The organism is Psychrobacter sp. ANT206 (assembly GCF_056880555.1).
This window is the reverse complement of record NZ_CP096271.1, coordinates 1,621,454-1,644,613: the sequence shown is the minus strand read 5'-3', so window position 1 is coordinate 1,644,613 and position 23,160 is coordinate 1,621,454. Positions and strand designations below refer to the sequence as shown.

The following is a 23,160-nucleotide window of genomic DNA, read 5'->3' as shown; positions in this document are numbered from 1 at the left end:
TTGTTTTAATCCCTTAATTTAAGTTTATCGTTTTCGTTTATTCCTTTAATTATCTAATAATTTTGAGAGTGTTATGTCAAAGCCTAATAATCAAAATCAGCAAAACAATCAAGAGCAAGCTCCAGAAGACGCTAATGAGCTGATTGCCCAATTGCAAGCCAAGCTGGATGATATCGTCGCTTCAGGTAAACAGCCTTATCCGAATACGTTTAAGCGCACAGATTATGCTCAAGACTTGCAGGCAGCTTTTGAGGGTATCTCAAAACAAGAAATTGCTGACAATGATGCTAAAGGCGAAAAAACACAGGTGAATGTCGCCGGTCGCGTCATGCTGAACCGTGGGGCGTTTATTGTTATCCAAGATATGACAGGTCGTATCCAGTTATATGTGGCACGCAAAGAGTTAGATGAAAAGACGTTAGCAGACATCAAATCGCTAGATTTGGGTGATATCGTTGGTGTATCAGGTTATATCGGTCGTTCAGGCAAAGGCGATTTGTACGTACATATTGAAGAGATTGAGTTATTGACCAAAGCATTACGCCCAATGCCAAATAAATTTCATGGACTAGCTGATGTAGAAGCTCGTTATCGCAATCGTCATCTTGATTTGATGACCAATGAGACGACCCGTGATACCTTTATGGTGCGCAGTCAAGTCATTAGCGGTATTCGCAAGTTTATGCTAAATGAGCGTTTTATGGAAGTTGAAACGCCTATGATGCATCCGATCCCAGGTGGTGCAGTGGCACGTCCGTTTGTGACCCATCATAATGCGCTTGATATGCCATTATATCTGCGTATTGCTCCTGAGCTTTATCTTAAGCGCTTGGTCGTTGGTGGTTTTGAAAAAGTCTTTGAGATTAACCGTAGCTTCCGTAATGAAGGCGTTTCAACCCGTCATAATCCTGAATTTACCATGATTGAGTTCTATCAAGCGTATGCGGATTATCATGATTTGATGGATTTGACTGAGCGCTTATTTAATGAATTGGCGACGGATATCTTGGGAACGACTGAGATTACTTACCAAGAAGAAGCCATTAGCCTAAAAGCGCCATTTATACGTCTATCTATGTCTGATGCGATTGCCAAATATGCAGAAAACTTTGATATGAATCGTATTAACGATCGTGAGTATCTTGCAGAGTACGCATCGACAACGCTAAAGCAACAGGTAAAGGATGTCTTTGGTGTGGGTAAGTTGCAAACCATCATCTTTGAAGAAACCGCTGAGCACCAATTGCGTCAGCCGACGTTTATCACTGAATACCCTGCTGAAACCTCACCGCTAGCACGCCGTAGTGATGATAACCCTGAGATTACGGATCGTTTTGAGCTGTTTGTCGGTGGTCGTGAGTTGGCTAATGGCTTTAGTGAGCTTAATGATCCTGCAGATCAGGCTGAGCGTTTCCTTGGTCAAGTGGCTGAAAAAGATGCTGGCGATGATGAAGCGATGCATTTCGATGCAGAGTATATCGAAGCTCTGTCTTATGGTTTACCGCCAACAGCAGGTGAAGGTATTGGTATCGACCGTTTAGTGATGTTATTGACAGACTCTGCCAGTATCCGTGATGTTATTTTATTTCCACACATGCGCCGTAAGCTTGAGGGTTAAAGATAGTTTGCTTGCCATAAGTCTATGCTAGTACTAAACTGAACATAAGATGGCTATTTCTAATTTTAATGAAATAGCCTTCTATGGTTTTTTGGTACTTAATTAATAGGGACATTATGCATACTATGGACAATCAGCAAGTAACGCCCTCGATTTGGCAACAGATGATTCAACAGAGTTTTTTGTCTTTGTATGACTTATCAGAAAATAAAATCACTAGCCCTGAATATTTTCAGGGTTATGATTTTGTTTTCAAGTTCTCTAATGCGACGATTTATCTTATTGTCAATGATGTCGTGATGCAGGCAAGTAAGCAAGGCATTGATACTAGTCAAGTTCGTACATGGAGAAAAGAAGTTGTCAATCAGCTTATCAAGCAACATGCACATCTTTATCTCAAAAACGATAAAGCTATCACTCATAAAAATGAAGCGACATCTAATAAACCCGTATATTTTATTGGATTAACATCACTTTCAGTTCAGCATCAAGATTACGATCATAATAATCTACAAAACCAGTATTCATCATCGCCATCTTATGCGGTTGGTTATGAGTATGGCAGTCAGTTCTTTGCTGAAGATTGTGTGTTAGATTTGGACGATGAACACAGCGTTCTACAAGTATTTAGCTACCAGAACTTTGCTGAGATATTAAACCAGTTGGTAACGCCAAGTGATTTGACCGCCTATCTAGCGTTTCATCGCAGTAAACTGACTGGGTTTGAGACGTTTGCAGATGAATCGACTTTGCTTGTGCAGTTCTTACAATCGCCAGATTTTCATCATAGGGCGATTGAAGTTCAAGAGCAATTGGTTAGTCATGAATTGATAGCACAGATTGAACCACGATTGATAAAAGCAGCAGAGCCTGACCAAACTGAGTTTGCGGCAGCGCTGATGGCAGAGATTCAGAAGAATACTCGAATGTGGTACAAGCTTTTTAATAGTTTAATCAAAAGCTGTTATGAAGCGGGTAACCCACTACCAAAAGAGCAGGTTGATATTTTGGTCGATGAATCCATGTACACCTATGCGTGTTTAATAGAAAAAATATTGGCCCATAGAACAATTGACCAAGAATCGCGCTGGACAGGTTATGTGCGCTATGAGCACTCTTACAATGTATTTGGTCGCCATTATTTAATGGTATTTTATGCGCAAGATAGCAATAGCTCGTTAAGTGCAGATAAAGTTCGTGCAGGTCATCAAGATTTGCTATTTGAGCTCAACGCCCAAATGCAGCAGCCCGTTATGCAAGAGCTGTTTTTAATTGGTATCGATGTCAGACCTTGTGAAGATAGCGTGAATACCGAAGTATATCTTGATGCTTTCCATCAGCATGGATCGCTTATCGATGCGAATACGCAGCGTTTATATCAAAAATTGGCTCAATTGAGAGCTCAATCATAGCTTAGTTTTGAGACTTAAGTTTGATAGCTGTTTTTGATGCTTGGTTTGGATAGTTAGGTTCAATAGTTAGGCTCGACACTTATTTTTGTCATTCAGCTTCGATAACTGATTTTAAGATAAATTGCTAATTTGATGCTTTACTTATATTTTTACGACTTACCTTGGCATTCATTATGACGCAGCAATATCAAGTTTTAGCCCGCAAATACCGCCCCGAAAACTTTCACGAGTTGATTGGGCAAACGCATGTCTCACAGGCGTTGATCAATGCGATTGATTACAATCGTCTGCATCATGCTTATCTATTTACGGGTACGCGCGGTGTCGGTAAAACGACCATCGCCCGTATTTTGTCTAAATGTTTGAACTGTGATACTGGCATTACCAGTACCCCATGTGGCGTGTGTGATAATTGCGTGGCGATTGATCAAGGGCGCTTTATTGATCTGATTGAGATTGATGCAGCTTCTCGTACCAAAGTTGAAGATACGCGCGAGCTACTGGATAATGTGCCGTATGCGCCAAGCCAAGGCCGTTATAAAGTCTACCTGATTGATGAAGTGCATATGCTGTCGACACACAGTTTTAATGCGCTTCTTAAGACTTTGGAAGAGCCGCCTGAGCATGTCAAGTTCCTATTAGCCACTACGGATCCTCAAAAGCTGCCGATTACTATTATCTCGCGCTGTCTGCAGTTCGTATTACGTCCTTTGTCGCAAAGCTTGCTCAGTGAGCATTTAGCCAATGTTCTAACTCAAGAACAAGTAGGCTATACACAGCCTGCACTTTGGCAATTGGCTAGTGCGGCAAAAGGCTCGGTACGTGATGCTTTATCGTTGACCGATCAAGCCATTGCTTTTGGCCAAGGTGCGCTTGATGATGTGACCGTTAATTCGATGCTCGGCTTGATTGATGCGGCCGACTTAGTGAGCTTAATTACAGATATCTATAATCATGATAAGCCTGCTGTCGCTGCCCATATCGAGCAGATGCGTGCGCAAATGGTTGATGCTAGCAGTATGTTTGACGGACTCGCTGAGCTATTGCATCAGTTGGCATTGTGTCAGCTGCTGCCCGAAGTCGCTCTCAATGTCAATGAAGCGCAAGCACAGCATATCGATCAGCTTGCCCAGCATATGAGCCCTGACGTATTACAGCTTTATTATGAAATTGTGGTACAAGCACGGGAAGGCGTCAAGCTTGCCAGTACGCCGATGCAAGCACTTGAGATGTGTATTTTACGTCTTTTAGCTTTTCGTCCCTTACCGGTTGATGAGATATTAGCCAATGTACCTGATAGTACAGTAACGGCTATAGAAAAACCTACTACCACTGTCTTTAGCGCTACGTTAATCACTGAGCCAGTGTCATCATCATTAGAATTACAAACTCAATCTGATAATATCGTTTATGAGAATATTGATATAAGTGTCAATGATAAACAGGATGTTGGCGCTGATAATAGTATTACTCAACATGAGCAATATTACTCAAATGACGAGGCTAGTCATTTAAGCCAGTACGATAATTCTAGCGTTTATAACACGCTAGAATTGTCCAATAATCAGCCTGAACCCGTTGTTGAACCCGTTGTTGAACCCGTTGTTGAACCCGTTGTTGAACCCGTTGTTGAACCCGTTGTTGAACCCGTTGTTGAACCCGTTGTTGAACCCGTTGTTGAACCCGTTGTTGAACCCGTTGTTGAACCCGTTGTTGAACCCGTTGTTGAACCCGTTGTTGAACCGTTGTTGAACCCGTTGTTGAACCCGTTGTTGAACCCGAGGTAAATGATTCTCAATTATTCAGTCAATCTGAAGACCCTCGTGCGCTTCTGCGTTGTCCGCCGCAAGAATTGATAGGTGAGTGGACACCAGAAAAATGGGACTATTGGCTACAAACTGCTCGTGAAGCCGCTAGTTTGGCTCAAGATGAATTGGCGCTTGCTCGTCAAGGTATGATGACAGGCAGCTGTAATGCCGAAGCCATCTTTGTCACAGCAGTCGATAGTAAGCATTTGCAGGCAACCTTTGAGCAGCTAGCGACAAAGATGCAGGTACAATTCCCTGATGCCGCCATCAGTTTACGAATTGATAGCAGTATCGCGCAAGCCGATGATAAAACCCCAGAGCGTCGTCAACAAAAACGTCTCGTTGAGGCTAAAACAGTGGCAGAATCAAGATTGTTTAATACGCCAGTGATGCAATATTTAACCGAGCGCGGCGAAGGCAAAATGGGCAAGGTTCAGTTATATTAAACAGTCATACATTTATTAATTGATAGTTTATAAAAATTAGCACTTTATTAAAAATATTGTATCTATTAAAAAATCAAGGCGATATTGATATATCACCTTGATTTTTTTACCTTTATTGATTAAGGGGCGCTCACATCTTACTCTGAGTTTAATATTAAAAAACTGTAAGATTTATCATTATCCGCTATAATGGTTAAGTTATATTAACAACTAAAAAGCAGCTTGGATGAGAATATGTTAGATAATTTACGTGGTATGGCTGTGTTTGCTAGTGTGGTCGGACACGGCTCCTTTAGTGGTTCAGCCCGTGAGCTTGGTATCACCACCAGCGCCGTCAGTCAGCAAATACGTTCTTTAGAGAACGAGCTTGGTGTGGTGTTATTACATCGCTCAACCCGTAAGCTCAGCTTAACAGAAGCGGGTGCTAGCTTTTATGAAGCGGCAAAAGATGTGGTAAGTGCGGCAGAGCAAGGTCGAATTAAAGTCAATCAATTACGTGATGAATTGGCAGGTAGTTTGCGTATTGCAACAACGCCAGAGCTTGGTGTCAATCATATTTTGCCAGCACTATCGACTTGGATGTCAGCGCACGATGATCTTAGTATCACCTATTTTGCAGATAATAATTATATTGATATGATTGATGAGCGAATCGATATTGCGATACGTATGAGCCCCAATATCAACGACTCAACTGTTAGCAATCATCCGTTATCTGATGTGCGTCAAATGTTGGTCGCTTCACCACAATATTTACGTCAGCATAAGAAAATCGAAACGCCGAAAGATTTGGCAGATCATCATCTTATCTGTATTGATATCATGAAGGATACAAATAATGTTGAGCTTACTCAGACTGAGACTGGTAAAAAAACACGTATCAAAATGACGTCGCGTATCCATACCAATAATGTCTTTATGGCAATGACCATCGCCAAAGAAGGTCATGGTATTCTTAGAATGATGGAAATGGATGTCAAAAAAGAGCTAGAATCGGGCAACTTGGTCGAAGTTTTGACCGGCTACCAGATGCCAAGTTTTGTACTATATGCTGTAACCTTAAACCGTGAGCAACAGCCTGCAAAAATCACGCGCTGCTTAGAGGTATTAAAAAAATACTTTCATGCAAACTAAGGTTTAGTTTATTTAAATGCTAATAAAGCTGATTGATTAATAATGAAAAAAGCCTATAGACAAATTATCTATAGGCTTTTTATGTTTTGGTTAAACAGACGTTTAAAACGAGGGTTTTAGTAAATTAACCAAGCGTTCAACCACTTGTGAGCTTTCATCACGGCTCATATTAAGTGGTGGTAGCAAACGAATCACATGACCGCCTGTGATATTGATGATAAGTTTCTGCTCATCACGAGCACGATCGACAAGCTTGCTACAGTCCATGTCTTCAGGCAGGGCAATGCCAATCATCATCCCAGCGCCGCGACTGCTGACGCCATATTGTCCAAATGCATCAACCATGCTATCACGAATAAACTGTCCCTCGTTGACGGCGTTTTGCATGATATCACTGTTCGCCAATACGTCATATACGCTATGTACCACACGACTGGCTAACGGTGTGCCGCCATAGGTTGAGCCATGACTACCAGCTCCAAATAAGCCATTGGCGCGACCACGTACCATACAGGCACCGACAGGGAAGCCATTACCTAAGCCTTTAGCCGTCGTTAATACATCAGGGCGTGCGCTGCTATGCTGATAAGCAAAATACTTACCTGTTCGTCCATTGCCGGTTTGCACTTCATCGAGCATGAACAGCCAATTATGTGTATCGCATACGGCTTGTATCTGCTCAAGGTAAGTAAAGCCGTTAGCTGCCGTATTAAGACCACCTTCACCTTGAATAGGCTCTACGAATACCGCGCAAATATCCTCATAGTTATGAGCTGCTTGTTCAATGGCGGCAATATCCCCAAATGGCACACGGATAAAATCATTATCTAAAGTGTAAAAGCCTTCACGCGCTTTGGGGTTGGCAGTTGCTGATAATGATAATAAGGTACGACCATGGAAAGATTGCTCCATCACAATGACTTTTGGACGCTTAAATCCTTGCTGATACGCGTATAGACGCGCCAATTTTAGTGCTGCTTCATTTGCTTCAGCGCCACTATTGGCAAAAAATACACTGTCCATTTGCGCGGCATTACATAATGCTTCACCAGCACGCTCTTGCCAGTCTATACCAAATAAATTACTGGTATGAACCAATGTTGCTGCCTGCTGTTGAATAGCTTCGGTTACTTGTGGATGGCAATGTCCTAAACCACATACCGCGATACCAGTCAATGCGTCTAGATAAGGCGTCTCATCTTGAGTATAGAGCCAGCTTCCTGAGCCGCGGGTAAAACTGATAGGTTGACGAAGATAAGTGGGCATCAGGTAAGTAGCAGACATGTACAGCATCCTTGGAATCATAAAGTGATAAAAGTAAGAGGGTAAAGGGCTTAATACTATAGCTCATCAGAAAACGGCGTGGACTCAGCAGGCAATGTATAGTCTTCGTTTGCCCATGCGCCAAGATCGATCAGCTTACAGTGATGACTACAAAATGGCTTATATTTATTATCTTGCCATGTGGTTTGCTTACCGCATTCTGGACAAGGATACGTTTTAGGTGAAGGGCTGGCGTTAGAAGTAGATTCGGTCATAATAAAAGTAGAGAGATCCTTGGTTTTATCAACAAAGTATCCTCAAAAAGTAAGCAATGATTGATTTTAAAATCATTGCTCTAGTAATCTGATTGAGAAAGCTATTTGTCGATGAGTAATCGATATCGTGATATTACTATTGGGTTGCATTGACTATATAATAGCATGCAGCCGAATAATGACAAATGACAAATATTTTAAGGACAGCAAATGACTGACAACCTTGAGCTTTCACATCAGCAAGAGCGGGCATTTCAACCTCAACGACTCTCAGCACCACGTGATTTTGTGATGCCAGACGCAGCACTTAAACCTAAAACATCACTCGTTTTGGAGATTGGCGCAGGGAAGGGCAAGCATGCCTTAAGCTTTGCCATGCAAAACCCTGATAAGCATCTGATTGCGATTGAGCGTACTCGCAATAAGTTTGAGGCATTTGAGAAATTGGCAGCGCAGCAGAATTCTGCCAATTTGACCGCTATTCATGCTGATGCAATTGCATGGATCGTACATGCAATTGCGCCAAATAGTATCGATAGTATCTATATCTTATATCCCAATCCTGAGCAGCACAATCCTAATCAACAATGGCTTAATATGCCGTTTTTTGAGTTTTTACTGTCACGTTTACAGGTAGACGGGGAGATAATATTGGCAACCAACATCGAAACATATATGGACAATGCTGAGCATCAAGCAAATGAGGTATGGTGTTTGCCCAATACGCGTAGTCAGGTTGCAAGCAGCAGTCAGCGTACACATTTTGAAGTTAAATACTTAGCACGGCAAGAAACCTGTTGGGAGTTAAGCATGAAGAAGCCTGAAGGTTATCAAACCAGATTCGATAAGTGGATGATAGCTGATGTAAGTGTTTAAGGTAATAGCCTAAGCAAAAAATAAAAGAATTACATTTCCTATCAAGCGCTAAGGTTAAGTTAAAACTGTAAAATAGCCTAAGCAACTAAAATCATAATAAGTAAAACCGCCCCAAAAAAAGCGGTTCAAAAAAAGCGGTTCAAAAAAAGCGGTTCAAAAAAAGCGGTTCAAAAAAAGCGGTTCAAAAATCCGTTAACTAAGTACGTTAAAATAAGTTTATAAAAACGGTTTTACTAAATTATTAGAATCCGTACGAGCATCAAGCACAGTCAAAAAAGTATAAGCACCGATAAATTTCCGACTGATAAACATAAACTCTTTAGGTGGTAGATTGAACTCGAAAGACTGCATCGCTTGTGTCGCATCATTTGAGAGGCGAGTATGCAGCTTACTCTTAGCCCAAATATAGCGCTGTTGGTCATCTAGACAATTAGCAGGCATATCAGTGTTTATCACAGGATCACTAAAAGGTTCAGTTGCCAACAAAAACAATGAGGCGATATCTGAACGTACTTTATCACTCATGGTATCAAAAAAGTCATAACCAGTCATGGCACTCATCATAGATTGATGATCATGATAATAACCGGCACGTAATAAATTATGAGCAATCGTCAATAAGTTATTATCGAACTGCCGAATCGCGCCAAAATCTAATAAGACCAGTTTATCAATTTCGGTTTCGTCGCGTGCGACACGGACAAGGTAATTACCAAAGTTTGGATCCGTTTGCATCTCACCCCAAACGAAAATCTCTTGTATCATGATTTCGATAGCCGCCTGACCGATGGCGTTTCGACGCTCAAGAGGGAGTAGTTGCAATGCGTCAGAAACCACACTGATACCCGGCTCATAAGACATACAAAGTAAGCGCTTGGTCGAATAATGGCGGTTAATTTTAGGTACAACATAACGTGCATCGTCAATCAAACGGTTATAGAACCGCTCTGTTGTGTCAGCTTCCGCCTCATAGTCGACTTCATGATGTAATAAATCACGTATCTCTTCAAACCATGCATCGAGTGAACGGGTTTGTGGAACGATATTACTAACCTTTAATAGGCTCTTAAATAGAGCCAAATCAGAGTTGATCGCATCAGCCACACCCGGATATTGAATCTTTAATACCACTTGCTCACCCGTGGCTATAACGGTTGCACGATGAACTTGGGCGAGGGATGCTGTACCAATAGGGACAGGGTCAACCTGAAGCTCCTGCAGCTTATTGCCCAATAAATCCTGTAAATTCTGCTCGATTTTTGGCCATGCAAGTGTTGCTGTATCATCATTAAGCGTTTGTAAGGCACGGGTAATCTCAGGTGGTAAGATATGCTCACCATAAATCGCCAGCATTTGACCAATTTTCACGACAGAGCCTTTTAATTTACCAAGCTCTTCTGCCAAATAATGCGCCTGTTCTTCCATAAAAATCTGGTTACGTGCTGTACGTGTTTCTTTATTGAGAAACATACCAGACACACTATTACCTGCCCAACGACGACCGATGTTCAATGAGGTTTTGGCAATCGACATACGACGATCAAACCCCGAGGTTTTTAAATTATCGATAGACTGCTTATTATTAGAAGACCTAGAGGTATTGTTTGCCATAGATATCGTCATTTCATCGAGTTGGTATTGATTTGTGGGTGATGTACCTACAATACAAGGGAGATGTGCTATGAGTGTACAGAATTGTATCATATAAAGAAGGCAGGTTTTGCAGCTTAGTCAAGCGACGTTATTTACTTTGTAATTTAGGCTAGCATGCTGAAATTCTTAAGCATTTTTTGCCTGTTAGTTTTAGCAGCCTTTAAAAACTATAACCCATCAAAAAATTCAACCCAGCATCACGCTAGGTCGAATTTATCAAAAGTCGTTATAGGTAGGTGCTACTTATCACTACTATTTAAATGTTTTCACGGGCAATAGCATGATGACCGATATCACGGCGATAATGAGCACCATCAAAACTGATAGCAGCAGTGACCGTTAATGCTGCTTGCTGTGCATCTGAGATGCTATCTGCTAATGCAGTCACACATAATACGCGACCGCCATTGGTCACGACTTCTTTCTCATTGCTAAGGGCATCTTCATTAGAAAAAGCCGTGCCTGCATGAAAGACTTTTACCGAATTTTGATTCTCATTATTTAATTCTGGCAAGCCTGCAATCACATCACCTTTCGATGAAGTTTCAGGGTAGCCTTTTGAGGCGACAACAATACCAAGGGCAGGGCGCTCATCCCAGTTGGCTTCGCTCGGTAATTTACCTTCGAGTCCTTGTGCAACCAAATCAACCATCGACGATTGTAAACGCATCAAAATAGGCTGCGTCTCCGGATCGCCAAAACGGCAGTTAAACTCAATCACATACGGGTCGCCCGCATCATCAATCATGAGTCCAGCATATAAAAATCCGGTATAAGGATGACCGGCAGCTTTCATCGCATCTACAACAGGCTGAATCACTTGTGCCATGACTTTATCATGAACCTCTTGAGTGACAACTGGAGCAGGAGAATATGCACCCATGCCGCCTGTGTTTGGACCCGCATCACCTTCAAAAGCACGCTTATGGTCTTGGCTGGTTGCCATTGGCAGGATATTTTCACCATCGACCATACAGATAAAACTGGCTTCTTCGCCTTGCAAAAACTGCTCAATCACCACACGGCTACCGGCATCGCCAAACTTGTTATCTGCCAACATATCGTCAATGGCTTCATGCGCCTGTTCGATCGTTTCAGCAACAATGACGCCTTTACCGGCAGCAAGACCATCCGCTTTAATTACAATAGGTGCGCCTTGCTCATCGATATAAGCCTTTGCCGCTACTGCGTCGGTAAAGCCCTGATAAGCTGCCGTTGGGATATTGTTTTGCTCCATGAATTCTTTGGCAAAAGTCTTTGAGCCTTCTAACTGCGCGCAATACGCTGTTGGACCCCAAGCTTTGATGCCAGCAGCACGACAAGCATCGACAATGCCTGTTACCAACGGTGCTTCTGGACCAACGATGACCATGTCGATAGCGTTATTCTGACAAAACTTGATAACAGCGCTGTGCTCGCCTGCATCAGTAGCGTCTTCCAAAATGACGTTTTGGCATTTGGGTTCAAGGGCGGTGCCAGCATTACCGGGTGCGATATAGATATTTTTTACATTATTATCTTTTGCGCACTGCCATGCTAGTGCGTGTTCACGACCACCTGAACCAATCACCAAAATATTCATCATACCTCTTGCCCTTAGCATTAAAATTCATAATAAGTGAGTTAATAGCGAGCCAGCAAAATACTGTCCAATATTCTGCGCTATTCTAACAAAAAAACGCCGCCCTTGTCATGACTATGTGGCATAGCTATGCGCCTGTCCGTCTATATTCAGCCGTATCAGATCACAATCGTCTCATTAGTAAATGTTATCGACATCTTACTGATTCATGAAATGATGTTGTACGCTTTAGCTATGACAGCAGGTGCGTTACAATTCCACCTGAGAGATAGCCTTGAGTGAAATTATTTACTCATAGACCTGTTAAACCTCACAAAATAGTTCATATAGCGGGAGTCAGACAAACCATGATTGCTAATGATCAATAAGTTCACACTTAATTATTCACAATACATAAGACATAACACCTAAATAAGAAGCTTATAAAAAAGCGCAAGGACAAAGGATATGCCAAACTCTCTAAATATCGCAAAAGAGCGGATCAGCCAGATAAGCGATATTGCCACCAGTTATGTACAAGCGGACAAATCATTATTTGACCACTTTATTCATAGCTACTATCAGCCATTGCATCAAGAGACTGCAAAGGACATCAGTAATGCTGATTTGGCTGGGATGGCGCTGCATCATTTTACGCTATTAAAAGCCTATGATCGTAGCCATCCGCAGCTTGCCATATTAAACCCCATTGCAGAAGAGCAGCATTTTCACAGCTCACATACTGTTATCCAAATCGTTGCCTATGACCGACCATTTTTGGTCGACACGCTATTGATGAGTCTTGAAGAGCAAGGCATCGATGTGCATCGTACTTATCATATCATCGTCAATGTCGAACGCGATGAAAATGGCGCGATCACTAAAGTTGAAAGCGCTCAAGAAAGTGGCACCTCACACATGTCTTTGATTCATTGTGAAATCTCTTATCAAGACAATGATGAATTGGCGGCATTAAAACAGATGCTGCTGGCAAAAGTAGACACCCTTGATGTCGTCGTTGATGACTGGCAGCAGATACGTGCCAAGCTAACCGATATAAAAGCGGAACTTGCTACAAAAACACTGCCGGAAGTATTTTACTCTCAACAAGAGATTCAAGCATTTTTAGATTGGGTCTTGGACGATCACTTTATCTTTTTGGGATATCGAGAGTACCGCTTAGAAGACGGGCACAGAATCGAGGTTAATAATGCTGGCAATATAGCCAACCAAGACGACCGTAGTGATTTGGATTTATTTTCTATTGGTAATAGTGGGCTTGGGCTATTACGTGGCGGTAGTGAAGACCAGCTTTCAAAAAGCTTTGACGAGCTGCCAAGCAATCTAAAAAGACTGCTAACAGCGCCGCAAGTATTGGTATTGTCAAAATCAAGCCGAGTATCGCCAGTACACCGCCCAGTTTATATGGATTTTTTGGGCATTCATAAGTTTGATGATAATGGCAAGCTCATCGGTGAGCATCGTTTTATTGGTCTTTTTACAGCACAAGCTTACCAACTAAGCGTGCAACAAATTCCATTATTACGCGAAAAATCCAATAAAATCATGGCGATGGCAAAACTACCACGTGATGGTCATGCGTATCATAAAATGATGCATATCATTAACACCTTGCCGCGCGATGACTTGTTTCAAGCCAGCATTGAAGATCTTTACCCGACGGTACTAGGAATTAGCCAACTACAGGACAAAAAAAGCCTACGCTTATTTTGCCGTATCGATCATTACCAGCGTTTTGTTTCCTGCTTGGTCTATATTCCGCGTGACAAATTCAATACCGAACTTCGCATCAAGGTACAGAACGTCCTAAAAGAAGCCTATGGTGGTACATCTTCAGGCTTTACAACGGAGTTTAACGAATCTGAACATGCCCGCGTCCATGTGCATGTCCGTACAGTGCCAGGTCAAGTACATGAGGTGGATACCGCTGCGCTCCAAGCCAAGCTGTCTTTTTTGATGCAGTCATGGAGTGATAACTATCAAAAAATGCTGCTGGATAATGTCGGTGAGCAGCATGCCAATGCTTTGACGCGCAGATTTTTAAGTTATATCCCTGCCGCTTACCAAGAGCGATTCGATGCACGTACTGCCGTTGAAGATACCAAGCGTTTGGCTGGACTTAGCGATGAGCAGCCGATGATTTGGCACTTGTATCAATCGACAGGTGACGCAAGCAATCAGTTGCATTTAAAGCTATATGGTCGTCAAAAAGCAGTTATCTTATCTAAAGTCTTACCCGTACTAGAGAACTTCGGGGTCTCAGTTATCTCAGCGCAGACCTATGAGTTTGATTTACCTGAGCAACCTATTTGGATGCAGGAGTATGAGCTGGTCTTAGAGCACGTTGATACCATTGATATGCAAGTGGTGCGTGCACAGTTTGAAGACAGCTTAAAGCAAATTTGGGCAGGACAGGTTGAGAGTGATTCGCTTAACGAATTGGTATTGACCACCAAGTTAGATACTTATGATGTGGTGGTACTGCGCGCCTTGTCACGCTATATGATGCAAGCGAAAGCACCGTTCTCAAACGTCTATATTCAACAAACTATGGTCAAAAATAGTGACATCAGTGTCGCATTAGGCAGTTTATTTGATGCACGAATGAATCCTAACTATAGTGAAGAGGAACGTGCCAGCAAAACCAGCCAGATTCGAGCACAGATTACCACCGCATTAGCAGGTGTCAGTAGCTTGGATGAAGACCGTATCTTCCGCTGGTACTTGGATTTAATTAACGCCATGGTACGTACCAACTTTTATCAAAGAGAGGCGAATGGGCAGCGTAAAGATCGTTTGTCCTTTAAGTTTTTGGCAGCAGACATTCCAAATCTACCCAAGCCTAAGCCGATGTTTGAGATATTTGTCTATTCACCACGCGTTGAAGCAGTGCATTTGCGTGGCGGTAAAGTCGCTCGCGGCGGGCTGCGTTGGTCTGATCGTATGGAAGATTTCCGTACTGAAGTACTTGGTCTGGTTAAAGCACAAATGGTCAAAAACGCCGTTATCGTACCGGTTGGCTCAAAAGGCGGCTTTATCGTTAAAACCAAAACGATGGCGGATGGTCGTGATGTGTTCCAAGCTGAAGGTATTGCCTGCTATCAGACATTTCTTCGCGGTATGCTTGATGTGACCGACAATATCGTCGATGGTGCGATTGTCCCGCCAGCCAATACCGTACGTCATGATGAAGATGATCCGTATTTGGTGGTCGCTGCCGATAAAGGTACGGCAACCTTTTCTGATATAGCTAATGCCTTATCTGCTGAATATAACTTTTGGCTAGATGATGCCTTTGCTTCTGGTGGCTCGGTTGGTTATGACCACAAAGCGATGGGCATTACCGCCCGCGGTGGTTGGGAGTCGGTCAAGCGCCACTTCCGTATGCGCAGCATGGACATTCAAAATCGCGATGATTTTACCGTCGTGGGCATTGGTGATATGAGCGGTGATGTTTTTGGTAACGGTATGCTCAGATCAACCCATACCAAACTGGTTGCTGCCTTTAACCATCTGCATATTTTCATTGACCCAAATCCAGATACAGCAGCGTCTTTTGCAGAACGCGAGCGCTTATTTAACTTACCTCGCTCGTCATGGGAAGATTATAACCAGTCTCTCATTAGCCAAGGCGGTGGTATCTTCTCACGTCAAGACAAGACCATTGCTATCAGCCCTGAAATGAAAGCGGTTTTTGATATCTCAGATGACAGCTTAGCACCCAATGACTTTATCAGCGCGTTGCTAAAATCGCCAGTAGATCTCATTTGGAATGGTGGTATCGGTACTTATGTGAAAAGTAGTGAGGAGAGTCATGCTGACGTAGGTGATCGTGCCAATGATGCCGTACGTGTCAACGGTGGCGAATTACGTGCGGCTATCGTCGGTGAAGGCGGTAACCTAGGCCTCACGCAGCGAGGTCGTATCGAATATGCCCAAACTGGTGGACGTATTTATACTGATGCTATCGATAACTCAGGCGGCGTCAACTGCTCAGATCATGAAGTCAATATCAAAATCTTACTTGGCAAAGTGGTTGAGCAAGGTGATATGACGTTGAAGCAGCGCAATGAGCTTCTTGAAAGCATGACCGAGACCATTAGCGAATTGGTGCTGCGTCAAAACTATCTGCAACCGCAAGCAATTGAGCTGAGTCAAATCCGGGCAGCTGCAAACTTAAGCGATCATCAGCGCTTTATTCAGATGTTAGAAGCAGAAGGGCGTCTTGATCGAGCGATTGAGTATTTGCCATCAGATGAAGAGATTGCTAAACGTCAAAAATCTGGCACAGGTCTAACCAATCCTGAGCTAGCCGTTGTGATGGCTTACGGAAAAATGTGGGTTTATGACAACTTACTGCTCTCAGATTTACCGGATGCGCCGTATTTCGTTAATGAATTACGCAAATATTTCCCCGATGAGCTGGCATCAAAATTCTTTGATGAGATGACTGAGCACCGTTTACACCGTGAAATCATCAGTACATATATGACCAATAGTGTGGTCAACCGTCTGGGTATCGAAGCATTATTCCGTCTGCATGAAGAAACAGGACAAACGCTTGCCACTATCGTGCGCGGCTATGCCATTGCGCGTGATGTGTTCCATGTCTCAAAAGCATGGGAGCTGCTTGAAGCACTTGATAATCAAGTCGATGCCACTTTGCTGCTTGAGCTTGAACTGCGTCTGCGCGATGCACTCGAAAACGGAGTAGTCTGGTTTATCAATGCCTTTGGACAAGATTTGCAAGTGGCTGATATGATTAGCCGTTTTGAAGACAGTGTCGAAAAGCTAACCAAATCAGGCGGATTTATTGAGCAGCAATTTTCACAATACTTGCAAGCCGATACCACAAGATTGATAGAAGATGGTCTCTCTATCAATGATGCATCGATGTTTGCAATGTTGCCATACCATGTTGATGCCCTTGATGCTGCCCTCTTAGCAGAGCAGTACGAACGTCCGGTTGATGAGATTGCCACTTTATACTTTGAGGCCTATCACGTTTTGCAGCTTGATTGGATGATTGATAATATTGCTATCTTGCCGCAGCAAGACCACTGGGATCGCCGTGCCCGTCATGCGCTTGCCAATGATGTATCGCGCAGCTTACGTATGCTGATGGAGACGTTATTGACTCAACCTGATGCCATTCAAGCCTTCAGTGATTGGAAGTCGCGTCATGCTATCCAGCTTGCCGGCGTTACTGCTGAGATGGATAAACTTGATAGCAATAATGATAGCCAAATCAGCCTCTCAACGTTATCCGTCTTGATGAGTGAGTTAAGTGGTTTAGTGACCAAATAGCGAATCGAGTAAGTAAATAGATAGTTTGATTATAAAAAACCACCGTTATTCATTAACGGTGGTTTTTTATGTTGTTATGCTAAATAGCCGTGCCAGTATCATTTAATAAATGCCTTTAAACGTACTTCTTTATCATATGTCGTCATCAATCCTGCTAACTTATCATACTTGATCCCTCATAACGCGCCGACATCCTTGACCACTGAGTTGGCTAAAGCCGCCAGATATTTTTTCGACCTTTATTTGGGTCAAAATGCGATCTTTTAACGCCTGTACGTGAGAGATAATACCAATCAATTTCCCTTCTTGTTGCAAGCCTGTCAAGGTATCTAGAGCAATATCTAACGACTCTTCATCAAGCGTGCCAAAACCTTCATCCAAAAATAGCGAATCCACACGGATGTTGTGACTGGCCATTTGCGATAGTCCAAGAGCGAGCGCGAGACTGATAATGAAGCCTTCACCACCAGATAAGTTTTTGGTGCTGCGAATATCGCCGCCTTGATAGTTATCAATCACATTAAGCTCAAGCGGATTGCTGTCATCATGAATCAGCAAGTAGCGGTCACTCATCTTTTGTAATTGGCTATTGGCATGGCTAATCATCACTTCAAAGGTTAAGCCTTGAGCAAAGGTGCGATATTTCTTACCATCGGCTGAACCAATTAAAGTATGCAGCTGCTGCCAAACTTGTAATTTCTCTTTTTGCGCATTAATGGCTATAAGCTGCGTTGCTTGTTGACCTTTTTGGTTCTCATTGTCTTTAAGCTTTTGAACAATAGCACCAATCTGTTGGCTGAGCTGATCAATCTCCATCTGAATGTGTTGATGCTGAGCGGCAATCGTTTCTTGGCTGACATTCGTCATAGCAAGAGACAGGTTCTGCTCTAATGATTTCTGAGTGCTATCTAACTGTGACTGTGCCTGCTGCAAGGCGCTGTCAATCGCAAGCTTACGAGTATGTAAAGCATCACGCGCTTCTTTAGGTAAGCGCGCACGGATAAAAGCGTCTTCATCCACAAATTGCGCCGCTGCTAGATGCTCCATAAATACCGCTTGTTGCGTATTAAGGGCTGTCATAGCAGACTGCAATTCTGCCAATAGCTGTCGTTGCCTGTTTTGCAATTGTGCTAATACTTGTTGCGTGCTGTCTAGCTGTCTTTGAGTATTTGCTTGTTCGGCTTTTGCCTCATCCACTGTGCGGCGCAGTAGAGTGTCTTCTGATTCTGGGTTTTTATCTGAAAAAAGCTCTGTTCTTTTGCTCTTGAGCAGCTCAAGATCTATCTTTTTGTCCGCTATCAAGTGTTCGAGGTTCTGTAGAGCGCTTTCATCCGTGCAAAGCTGGGCTTGCTTAGTATCAATTTGAGCGCTCACTGTACTTAATGTATTGGTTAGCTGTTGCTGGCTGTTTTTTTGCTCGTTAAAATATTTTTTTAGCTGACTTAGCATGCTGCGCTGTTGACGTAATCTATCAATATGACGCTCATAGTCGCTGCTATCTAATACGGTTTTCTCATCAATACTAGCGTCCAATTGCTTAATTGCACTTTGAATGTCTGCTTTTTTAAAATCGATACTTAAGTATTCTGCATAGTTATCCGCCGGATACTTATCTGCCAAAGTTAGAATACTGCTAGTAAGAGGGGTTAATGCCGAAAAGTTGGTGGCTATTTTATCTTCAATGGTCTCTATTTTCTGCGAGTGTAGCTTGGTATCCATCGTTAGGTTATTGATCTTACTCATAAGTGCCTGATGCTGCTTTTCATCACTTTCTATAGCAATACTTAGCGTTGACATGCTTGCCGTCAGATCATCATATTGAAACAATAAGTCTTTAAGACACTGCTTTTGCTCGAGTAGCTTTTGTTTGACGCTGTTTAGTAAAGGTAATGGGCGTTCAACGTCATTATCAATTGCATTGATATCCTCACTCAGTTGATAAAGCGGATGGACAATCCCTGCAATCGCTTTGGAATAATTTTTATTGGCGTTAAAAAGTGAAAGTAGACTATCTTGAATGTCGTTGCTCAACATCTCACACTGCTGCTGTAACGGATCTAACTGCTGCTGTTGGTTGCTAATGGTTTCATTTTTAGTAGCATGGTCGATATGATGTTTAGATAACGCTTGTTCGAGACGCTCAATGAGTATCTCAAGCTCAGCTATTTGCTGCTGGGTCTGCTGTGTTAGTGGCAACGCTTGTTTATTTTCAAGTTGGCTATCCAATAGCGGATGATGCTTACCATAAGGGTGCTCATGCGCGCCACACAGTGGGCAGGGTGTACCGTCTTTGAGCTCCACGATGTAATCTTCAAGCCTTGCGACTTTTTGCAGTAGATGAAGGTGCGTCTGCTTGTCTTGTTTTTTAAGTTTAGTGCTCTGAATATCTGCGCGATGAGTGGTAATTAAGTTGTCTAAGACCGTCAGTTCTTGATTCAATATTGGTAGCGTAAGATTGATTTTATGGATTTGACTGCTCAGCTGAGAACGTTGTGTAATCTTAAAGCTCACTTGCTCAATTTGTATGATAATTGGATCAATTTGCTCTTGCTCACTACGCATAATGGCAAGGGGCTGGTTTTGAGTGATGATTGCTTGCTGCTGTTGTAGCTTTAGCAGTTGCTCGCGCCGCTTCGCTATCAATAAAATATCAGTATCTTGCTGTTTGGATAGTATCTCAACATCAGCTTGTAGCTGGCGGGCATGGCTATGTTGATTAGTCCTAGTTGCTGAAAGCTCAGCATTATCTTCTAGTAGCGCCCTTAATCGTTGACAGCTACTATCAAAGATTGTCATATCGGTATCAAGGTCGCTCATCTCTGGGTGGTCGCTAAAGTACTGGTCGATATTATTTAGCTGAGTTTTGGTGCGATTGGCAGTTTGCTGATGACTTTGGATGGCTTGGCTTAATATCTGTACATTGCCTGCCAATAATTCTTTGTGCTGGTTGTATTCCACTAAGGATTGAGACTGCTGCCTTATATTGCTGACTAATTCGCGTACCTGTGCGATGAGGGGCAAATTTATTTGAAGGTTGTCTGATGCTTGCTTTTCTAGCGTATTGGCATTGTCTAAATGGCAAGCAGCTTGCGTCAGCGATTCTTGCTGGGCAGGGATTTGACTTAGCAAACTCTGTTGCTCAATATCAAGCTTCTGGACCGTATCACGGCGATAGCTAAGCTCACGAAACTGGCTATCAATCTCTAATGCCTTGTTTGCAATACTTAAACGCTTAGCCTCTGGAATAAAAGCTTGCTGCGCTTGCTGGACGCTTGCAAACTCACTCTGATAAATAGACAGGTTGCTTTGTAGCTGTTGTATGGTATTTAGCCATTGTAGCTGCTCACTTAATGTCTTAAAGGTTTGTCGCTGCGTGCTTTGCTGCTGATTCAATACTTTTAGATCGGCTGCTAGCAAATTTTCGTTTTCAACACTTAGTAAAGACAACCCATCAACGCCTGCCTGCAACTTACTGAGCACATCTTCTTCCAAGCGTTTTTTCTCATGAACGTTGAGTGAGATTTTGGCATAGATAGCAGTACCTGTTATTTTCTCCAAAATCGCCGCTCTATCCCCAATATCAGATTTTAAAAACGCGGCAAAACTACCTTGCGCAAGCATGATGGAGCGGGTAAATTGGCTAAAATCCATGCCAATAAGCGTTTGAATATAAGCAGAGGTTTTGGATTTTTTCTCTTCTAAAATCTTGCCAGACTTGACTTCGCTGATCTCATGTTTAATCGGTAGTAAATTGCCTTTGGCTTTTTTGTGAGCACGGTGTTGATACCATGAACACTGATATCGTTTAGCGTCAATCTCGATAATAACTTCAGCCGAGCACTCTCCTGTACCTTGGGTCATGATCTCATTGGTAGAGCCTGTAATATCACCAAGTCTTGGTGTTTGACTGTAAAGAGCCAAACAAATAGCATCCAAAATGGTAGTTTTGCCAGCGCCTGTTTGCCCTGTAATAGCAAAGATACCTTCGTTAAGAAAAGCGGAGTCACTAAAATCAATGTGCCATTCGCCTTTTAAGGAGTTGAGGTTTTTAAGTCTGAGTTCAATTAGGCGCATGGCAGGGTCTTATTTTTATAGATAGTAGTGATAATTTACTGTTCGTTGTATCAGGCTGATGAGTTTTATATGTTATTCAGCTTGAGTATCTGCATGGTGGAGATCATAAACGATTTGCTCATAAGCCTCTCGCAAGGTCAATCTTTGCTCGTCAGGGATGTTATGAGTGGCTAAACAACGCTCAAATACTTCTTGTTCATTTAAGTCTTGTAGTGTTTCAGAGATTTGTTGCTGATTAAGTACTTTGTTATAAGTGCGCGTATTTTTTATTTTTAACACCTCACACGGCAAGCCTTCTACCATCGCTTGAATACTTTCACGCAATTCGCTAACCACCTCATCACCAGTGTAGATAATCTCTAACCAGACCGATTCTGTATCAGACAGAGCTTCAATAACCTTATCAACTTTTTGATTAATAGTCTCCAAATCACCTGATACTTGCGCCAAGTTTTGGAACTTTGGAATAGGGAGTGAGGTAACTTGCATCTGACGTGAAGTATCATGATGCAGTGGCGTGGCGGGTAAAGTGAAAGGAGTGCTTAGAATAACTTCTGTTTGTTCAGAGGGTTCTTCAATACTCGTTTCATTATGCTGATCGCTTTCTAAAGACTCGACATCAGCAAATAGGTCATCCATAAAACTTGCCGCCTGATTGACTGCTTTTTTAGCGGTTTTTTCTACGGTCTTATCAGTGTTAATAAGGATGTTGTTCAGCTGATGAGGGCTGCTCTCAGAGGTATTTTCCAGCGTTAGCTCTTTGTTCTTTAGCCCCGTGCCAAACTGTATGAGCAATACTTGCTTTTGCTGGCGCGCCTCACCAAAGCCCATTGCAATGGGTGATCCTGAATATCGAATGGTTTCACGCCCACCGACGCGCTGAGGCACATGTAAATGCCCAAGCGCCACGTAATCAAAGCTTTCACTGAACATATCAGCGGAGACTTTACCAAGCGAGCCAACATATAGCTCACGAACACCATCATCATCAGTAGTGGTGCCGCCGGCAGCAAACAGATGCCCTGTGGCAATAATAGGGATATGGCGCTTATGCGATTTTAATAATTCAGCTTGTTTGGCGTTGGCAATCTTTGCGACTTCATCATAGTGCGCGCAGATGCCAGCGATGACATTGGCGTCTTTGCTTTGAGCTGACTCGCCAGCACTACTGCTACGCACGTCGCGGTCACGTAGATAAGGGACAGCAGCGATAATACAATGCGGTGTACCGGCTGCATCATCCAACACCATCACTTCGTCATTTACGTCATCACAAGCCGTACCAATGACATGGACGTTTAAAAACTTAAGGACATTGCTTGGGGCATCTAGAAATGTCGGTGAATCATGGTTGCCAGCGACGATGACGATATGTTGACAGCATGACTTTGAAACCTTGCCTAAAAACTCGTAATACAGCGCTTGGGCTTTATTACTCGGGGTCATGGTATCAAAGATATCACCAGCGACAATAAGTACATCCACTTGCTGCGCACTAATAGTGTTTTGTAGCCAATTTAAAAAGGCGGCAAATTCATCATAGCGCAGACGTCCATAAAGCCTGCGTCCCAAATGCCAGTCAGAGGTGTGCAGGATAGTCAGAGGCGTAACAGCAGATACAGGCATAATGAGGCTTAGTAGTGAATAAAAAGACAGCCATTATTCTAGCAAGGATTGGAGAAGTTTGCTCTGTTGCAATCACAAAAAAGCCC

13 protein-coding genes are annotated in these 23,160 nt (G+C 42.8%); 7 read left to right on the top strand and 6 right to left on the bottom strand.

What is annotated here, in order from left to right; translation table 11 throughout:
* The first annotated feature begins 73 nt into the window (after positions 1–73).
* From lysS to M0221_RS06815, 5 genes are all read left to right on the top strand, one after another.
* A complete protein-coding gene (gene lysS, locus M0221_RS06835) occupies positions 74–1,618 on the top strand; it encodes a lysine--tRNA ligase (protein WP_440827088.1) in 1,545 nt (514 codons plus the stop codon).
* A 116-nt stretch (positions 1,619–1,734) separates the two neighbouring features.
* Positions 1,735–3,030, top strand: coding sequence for a hypothetical protein (locus M0221_RS06830; RefSeq protein WP_483283347.1), 1,296 nt, complete (start codon positions 1,735–1,737; stop codon positions 3,028–3,030).
* Between the two features lie 173 nt (positions 3,031–3,203).
* Entirely contained in the window at positions 3,204–4,817 is a 1,614-nt protein-coding gene (dnaX, locus tag M0221_RS06825) for a DNA polymerase III subunit gamma/tau (RefSeq protein WP_483283346.1), read from the top strand.
* Positions 4,818–4,882: 65 nt separating this feature from the next.
* Complete coding sequence (locus tag M0221_RS06820; protein ID WP_483283345.1) at positions 4,883–5,284, top strand: hypothetical protein; 402 nt, start codon at positions 4,883–4,885, stop codon at positions 5,282–5,284.
* A 234-nt stretch (positions 5,285–5,518) separates the two neighbouring features.
* Positions 5,519–6,418 (top strand): LysR family transcriptional regulator, encoded by a 900-nt coding sequence (locus tag M0221_RS06815; protein WP_011513737.1) that lies wholly within the window; start codon positions 5,519–5,521, stop codon positions 6,416–6,418.
* A gap of 102 nt (positions 6,419–6,520) precedes the next feature.
* On the opposite strand, the gene M0221_RS06810 is transcribed toward M0221_RS06815, so the two are convergent.
* Both M0221_RS06810 and M0221_RS06805 read right to left on the bottom strand, forming a co-directional pair.
* Positions 6,521–7,702, bottom strand: a complete 1,182-nt coding sequence (locus tag M0221_RS06810; RefSeq protein ID WP_483283344.1) for an acetylornithine transaminase — start codon at positions 7,700–7,702, stop codon at positions 6,521–6,523.
* 56 nt (positions 7,703–7,758) lie between these two features.
* Positions 7,759–7,956 (bottom strand): DNA gyrase inhibitor YacG, encoded by a 198-nt coding sequence (locus M0221_RS06805; RefSeq protein ID WP_020443572.1) that lies wholly within the window; start codon positions 7,954–7,956, stop codon positions 7,759–7,761.
* 210 nt (positions 7,957–8,166) lie between these two features.
* Here M0221_RS06805 and M0221_RS06800 point away from each other — a divergent pair, with 210 nt between their 5' ends.
* Entirely contained in the window at positions 8,167–8,832 is a 666-nt protein-coding gene (locus M0221_RS06800; protein WP_483283343.1) for a DUF938 domain-containing protein, read from the top strand.
* Between the two features lie 216 nt (positions 8,833–9,048).
* Here the strand turns inward: M0221_RS06800 and M0221_RS06795 are convergent, their stop codons facing one another.
* Positions 9,049–10,443, bottom strand: a complete 1,395-nt coding sequence (locus tag M0221_RS06795) for an ABC1 kinase family protein (protein WP_483283342.1) — start codon at positions 10,441–10,443, stop codon at positions 9,049–9,051.
* Between the two features lie 298 nt (positions 10,444–10,741).
* Positions 10,742–12,067, bottom strand: a complete 1,326-nt coding sequence (gene purD, locus M0221_RS06790; RefSeq protein WP_483284766.1) for a phosphoribosylamine--glycine ligase — start codon at positions 12,065–12,067, stop codon at positions 10,742–10,744.
* 447 nt (positions 12,068–12,514) lie between these two features.
* Between purD and M0221_RS06785 the strand changes: the two genes are divergently transcribed.
* Positions 12,515–17,374 (top strand): NAD-glutamate dehydrogenase, encoded by a 4,860-nt coding sequence (locus M0221_RS06785; protein WP_483283341.1) that lies wholly within the window; start codon positions 12,515–12,517, stop codon positions 17,372–17,374.
* Between the two features lie 162 nt (positions 17,375–17,536).
* Here M0221_RS06785 and M0221_RS06780 read toward each other — a convergent pair whose 3' ends face one another.
* Both M0221_RS06780 and M0221_RS06775 read right to left on the bottom strand, forming a co-directional pair.
* Positions 17,537–21,448 carry an AAA family ATPase gene (locus tag M0221_RS06780; protein WP_483283340.1) on the bottom strand — a complete coding sequence of 1,304 codons (3,912 nt, stop codon included), beginning with the start codon at positions 21,446–21,448 and terminating at the stop codon, positions 17,537–17,539.
* A 72-nt stretch (positions 21,449–21,520) separates the two neighbouring features.
* A complete protein-coding gene (locus M0221_RS06775) occupies positions 21,521–23,074 on the bottom strand; it encodes an exonuclease SbcCD subunit D C-terminal domain-containing protein (RefSeq protein ID WP_483283339.1) in 1,554 nt (517 codons plus the stop codon).
* Positions 23,075–23,160 lie beyond the last annotated feature (86 nt).

Excerpts from the sequence above, each read along its gene's own strand:
- lysS (WP_440827088.1), top strand. The coding sequence starts at position 74 with ATGTCAAAGCCTAATAATCAAAATCAGCAAAACAATCAAGAGCAAGCT.
- M0221_RS06830 (WP_483283347.1), top strand. The coding sequence starts at position 1,735 with ATGCATACTATGGACAATCAGCAAGTAACGCCCTCGATTTGGCAACAG.
- dnaX (WP_483283346.1), top strand. The coding sequence starts at position 3,204 with ATGACGCAGCAATATCAAGTTTTAGCCCGCAAATACCGCCCCGAAAAC.
- M0221_RS06815 (WP_011513737.1), top strand. The coding sequence starts at position 5,519 with ATGTTAGATAATTTACGTGGTATGGCTGTGTTTGCTAGTGTGGTCGGA.
- M0221_RS06810 (WP_483283344.1), bottom strand. The coding sequence starts at position 7,702 with ATGTCTGCTACTTACCTGATGCCCACTTATCTTCGTCAACCTATCAGT.
- M0221_RS06805 (WP_020443572.1), bottom strand. The coding sequence starts at position 7,956 with ATGACCGAATCTACTTCTAACGCCAGCCCTTCACCTAAAACGTATCCT.
- M0221_RS06800 (WP_483283343.1), top strand. The coding sequence starts at position 8,167 with ATGACTGACAACCTTGAGCTTTCACATCAGCAAGAGCGGGCATTTCAA.
- M0221_RS06795 (WP_483283342.1), bottom strand. The coding sequence starts at position 10,443 with ATGGCAAACAATACCTCTAGGTCTTCTAATAATAAGCAGTCTATCGAT.
- purD (WP_483284766.1), bottom strand. The coding sequence starts at position 12,067 with ATGAATATTTTGGTGATTGGTTCAGGTGGTCGTGAACACGCACTAGCA.
- M0221_RS06785 (WP_483283341.1), top strand. The coding sequence starts at position 12,515 with ATGCCAAACTCTCTAAATATCGCAAAAGAGCGGATCAGCCAGATAAGC.
- M0221_RS06780 (WP_483283340.1), bottom strand. The coding sequence starts at position 21,448 with ATGCGCCTAATTGAACTCAGACTTAAAAACCTCAACTCCTTAAAAGGC.
- M0221_RS06775 (WP_483283339.1), bottom strand. The coding sequence starts at position 23,074 with ATGCCTGTATCTGCTGTTACGCCTCTGACTATCCTGCACACCTCTGAC.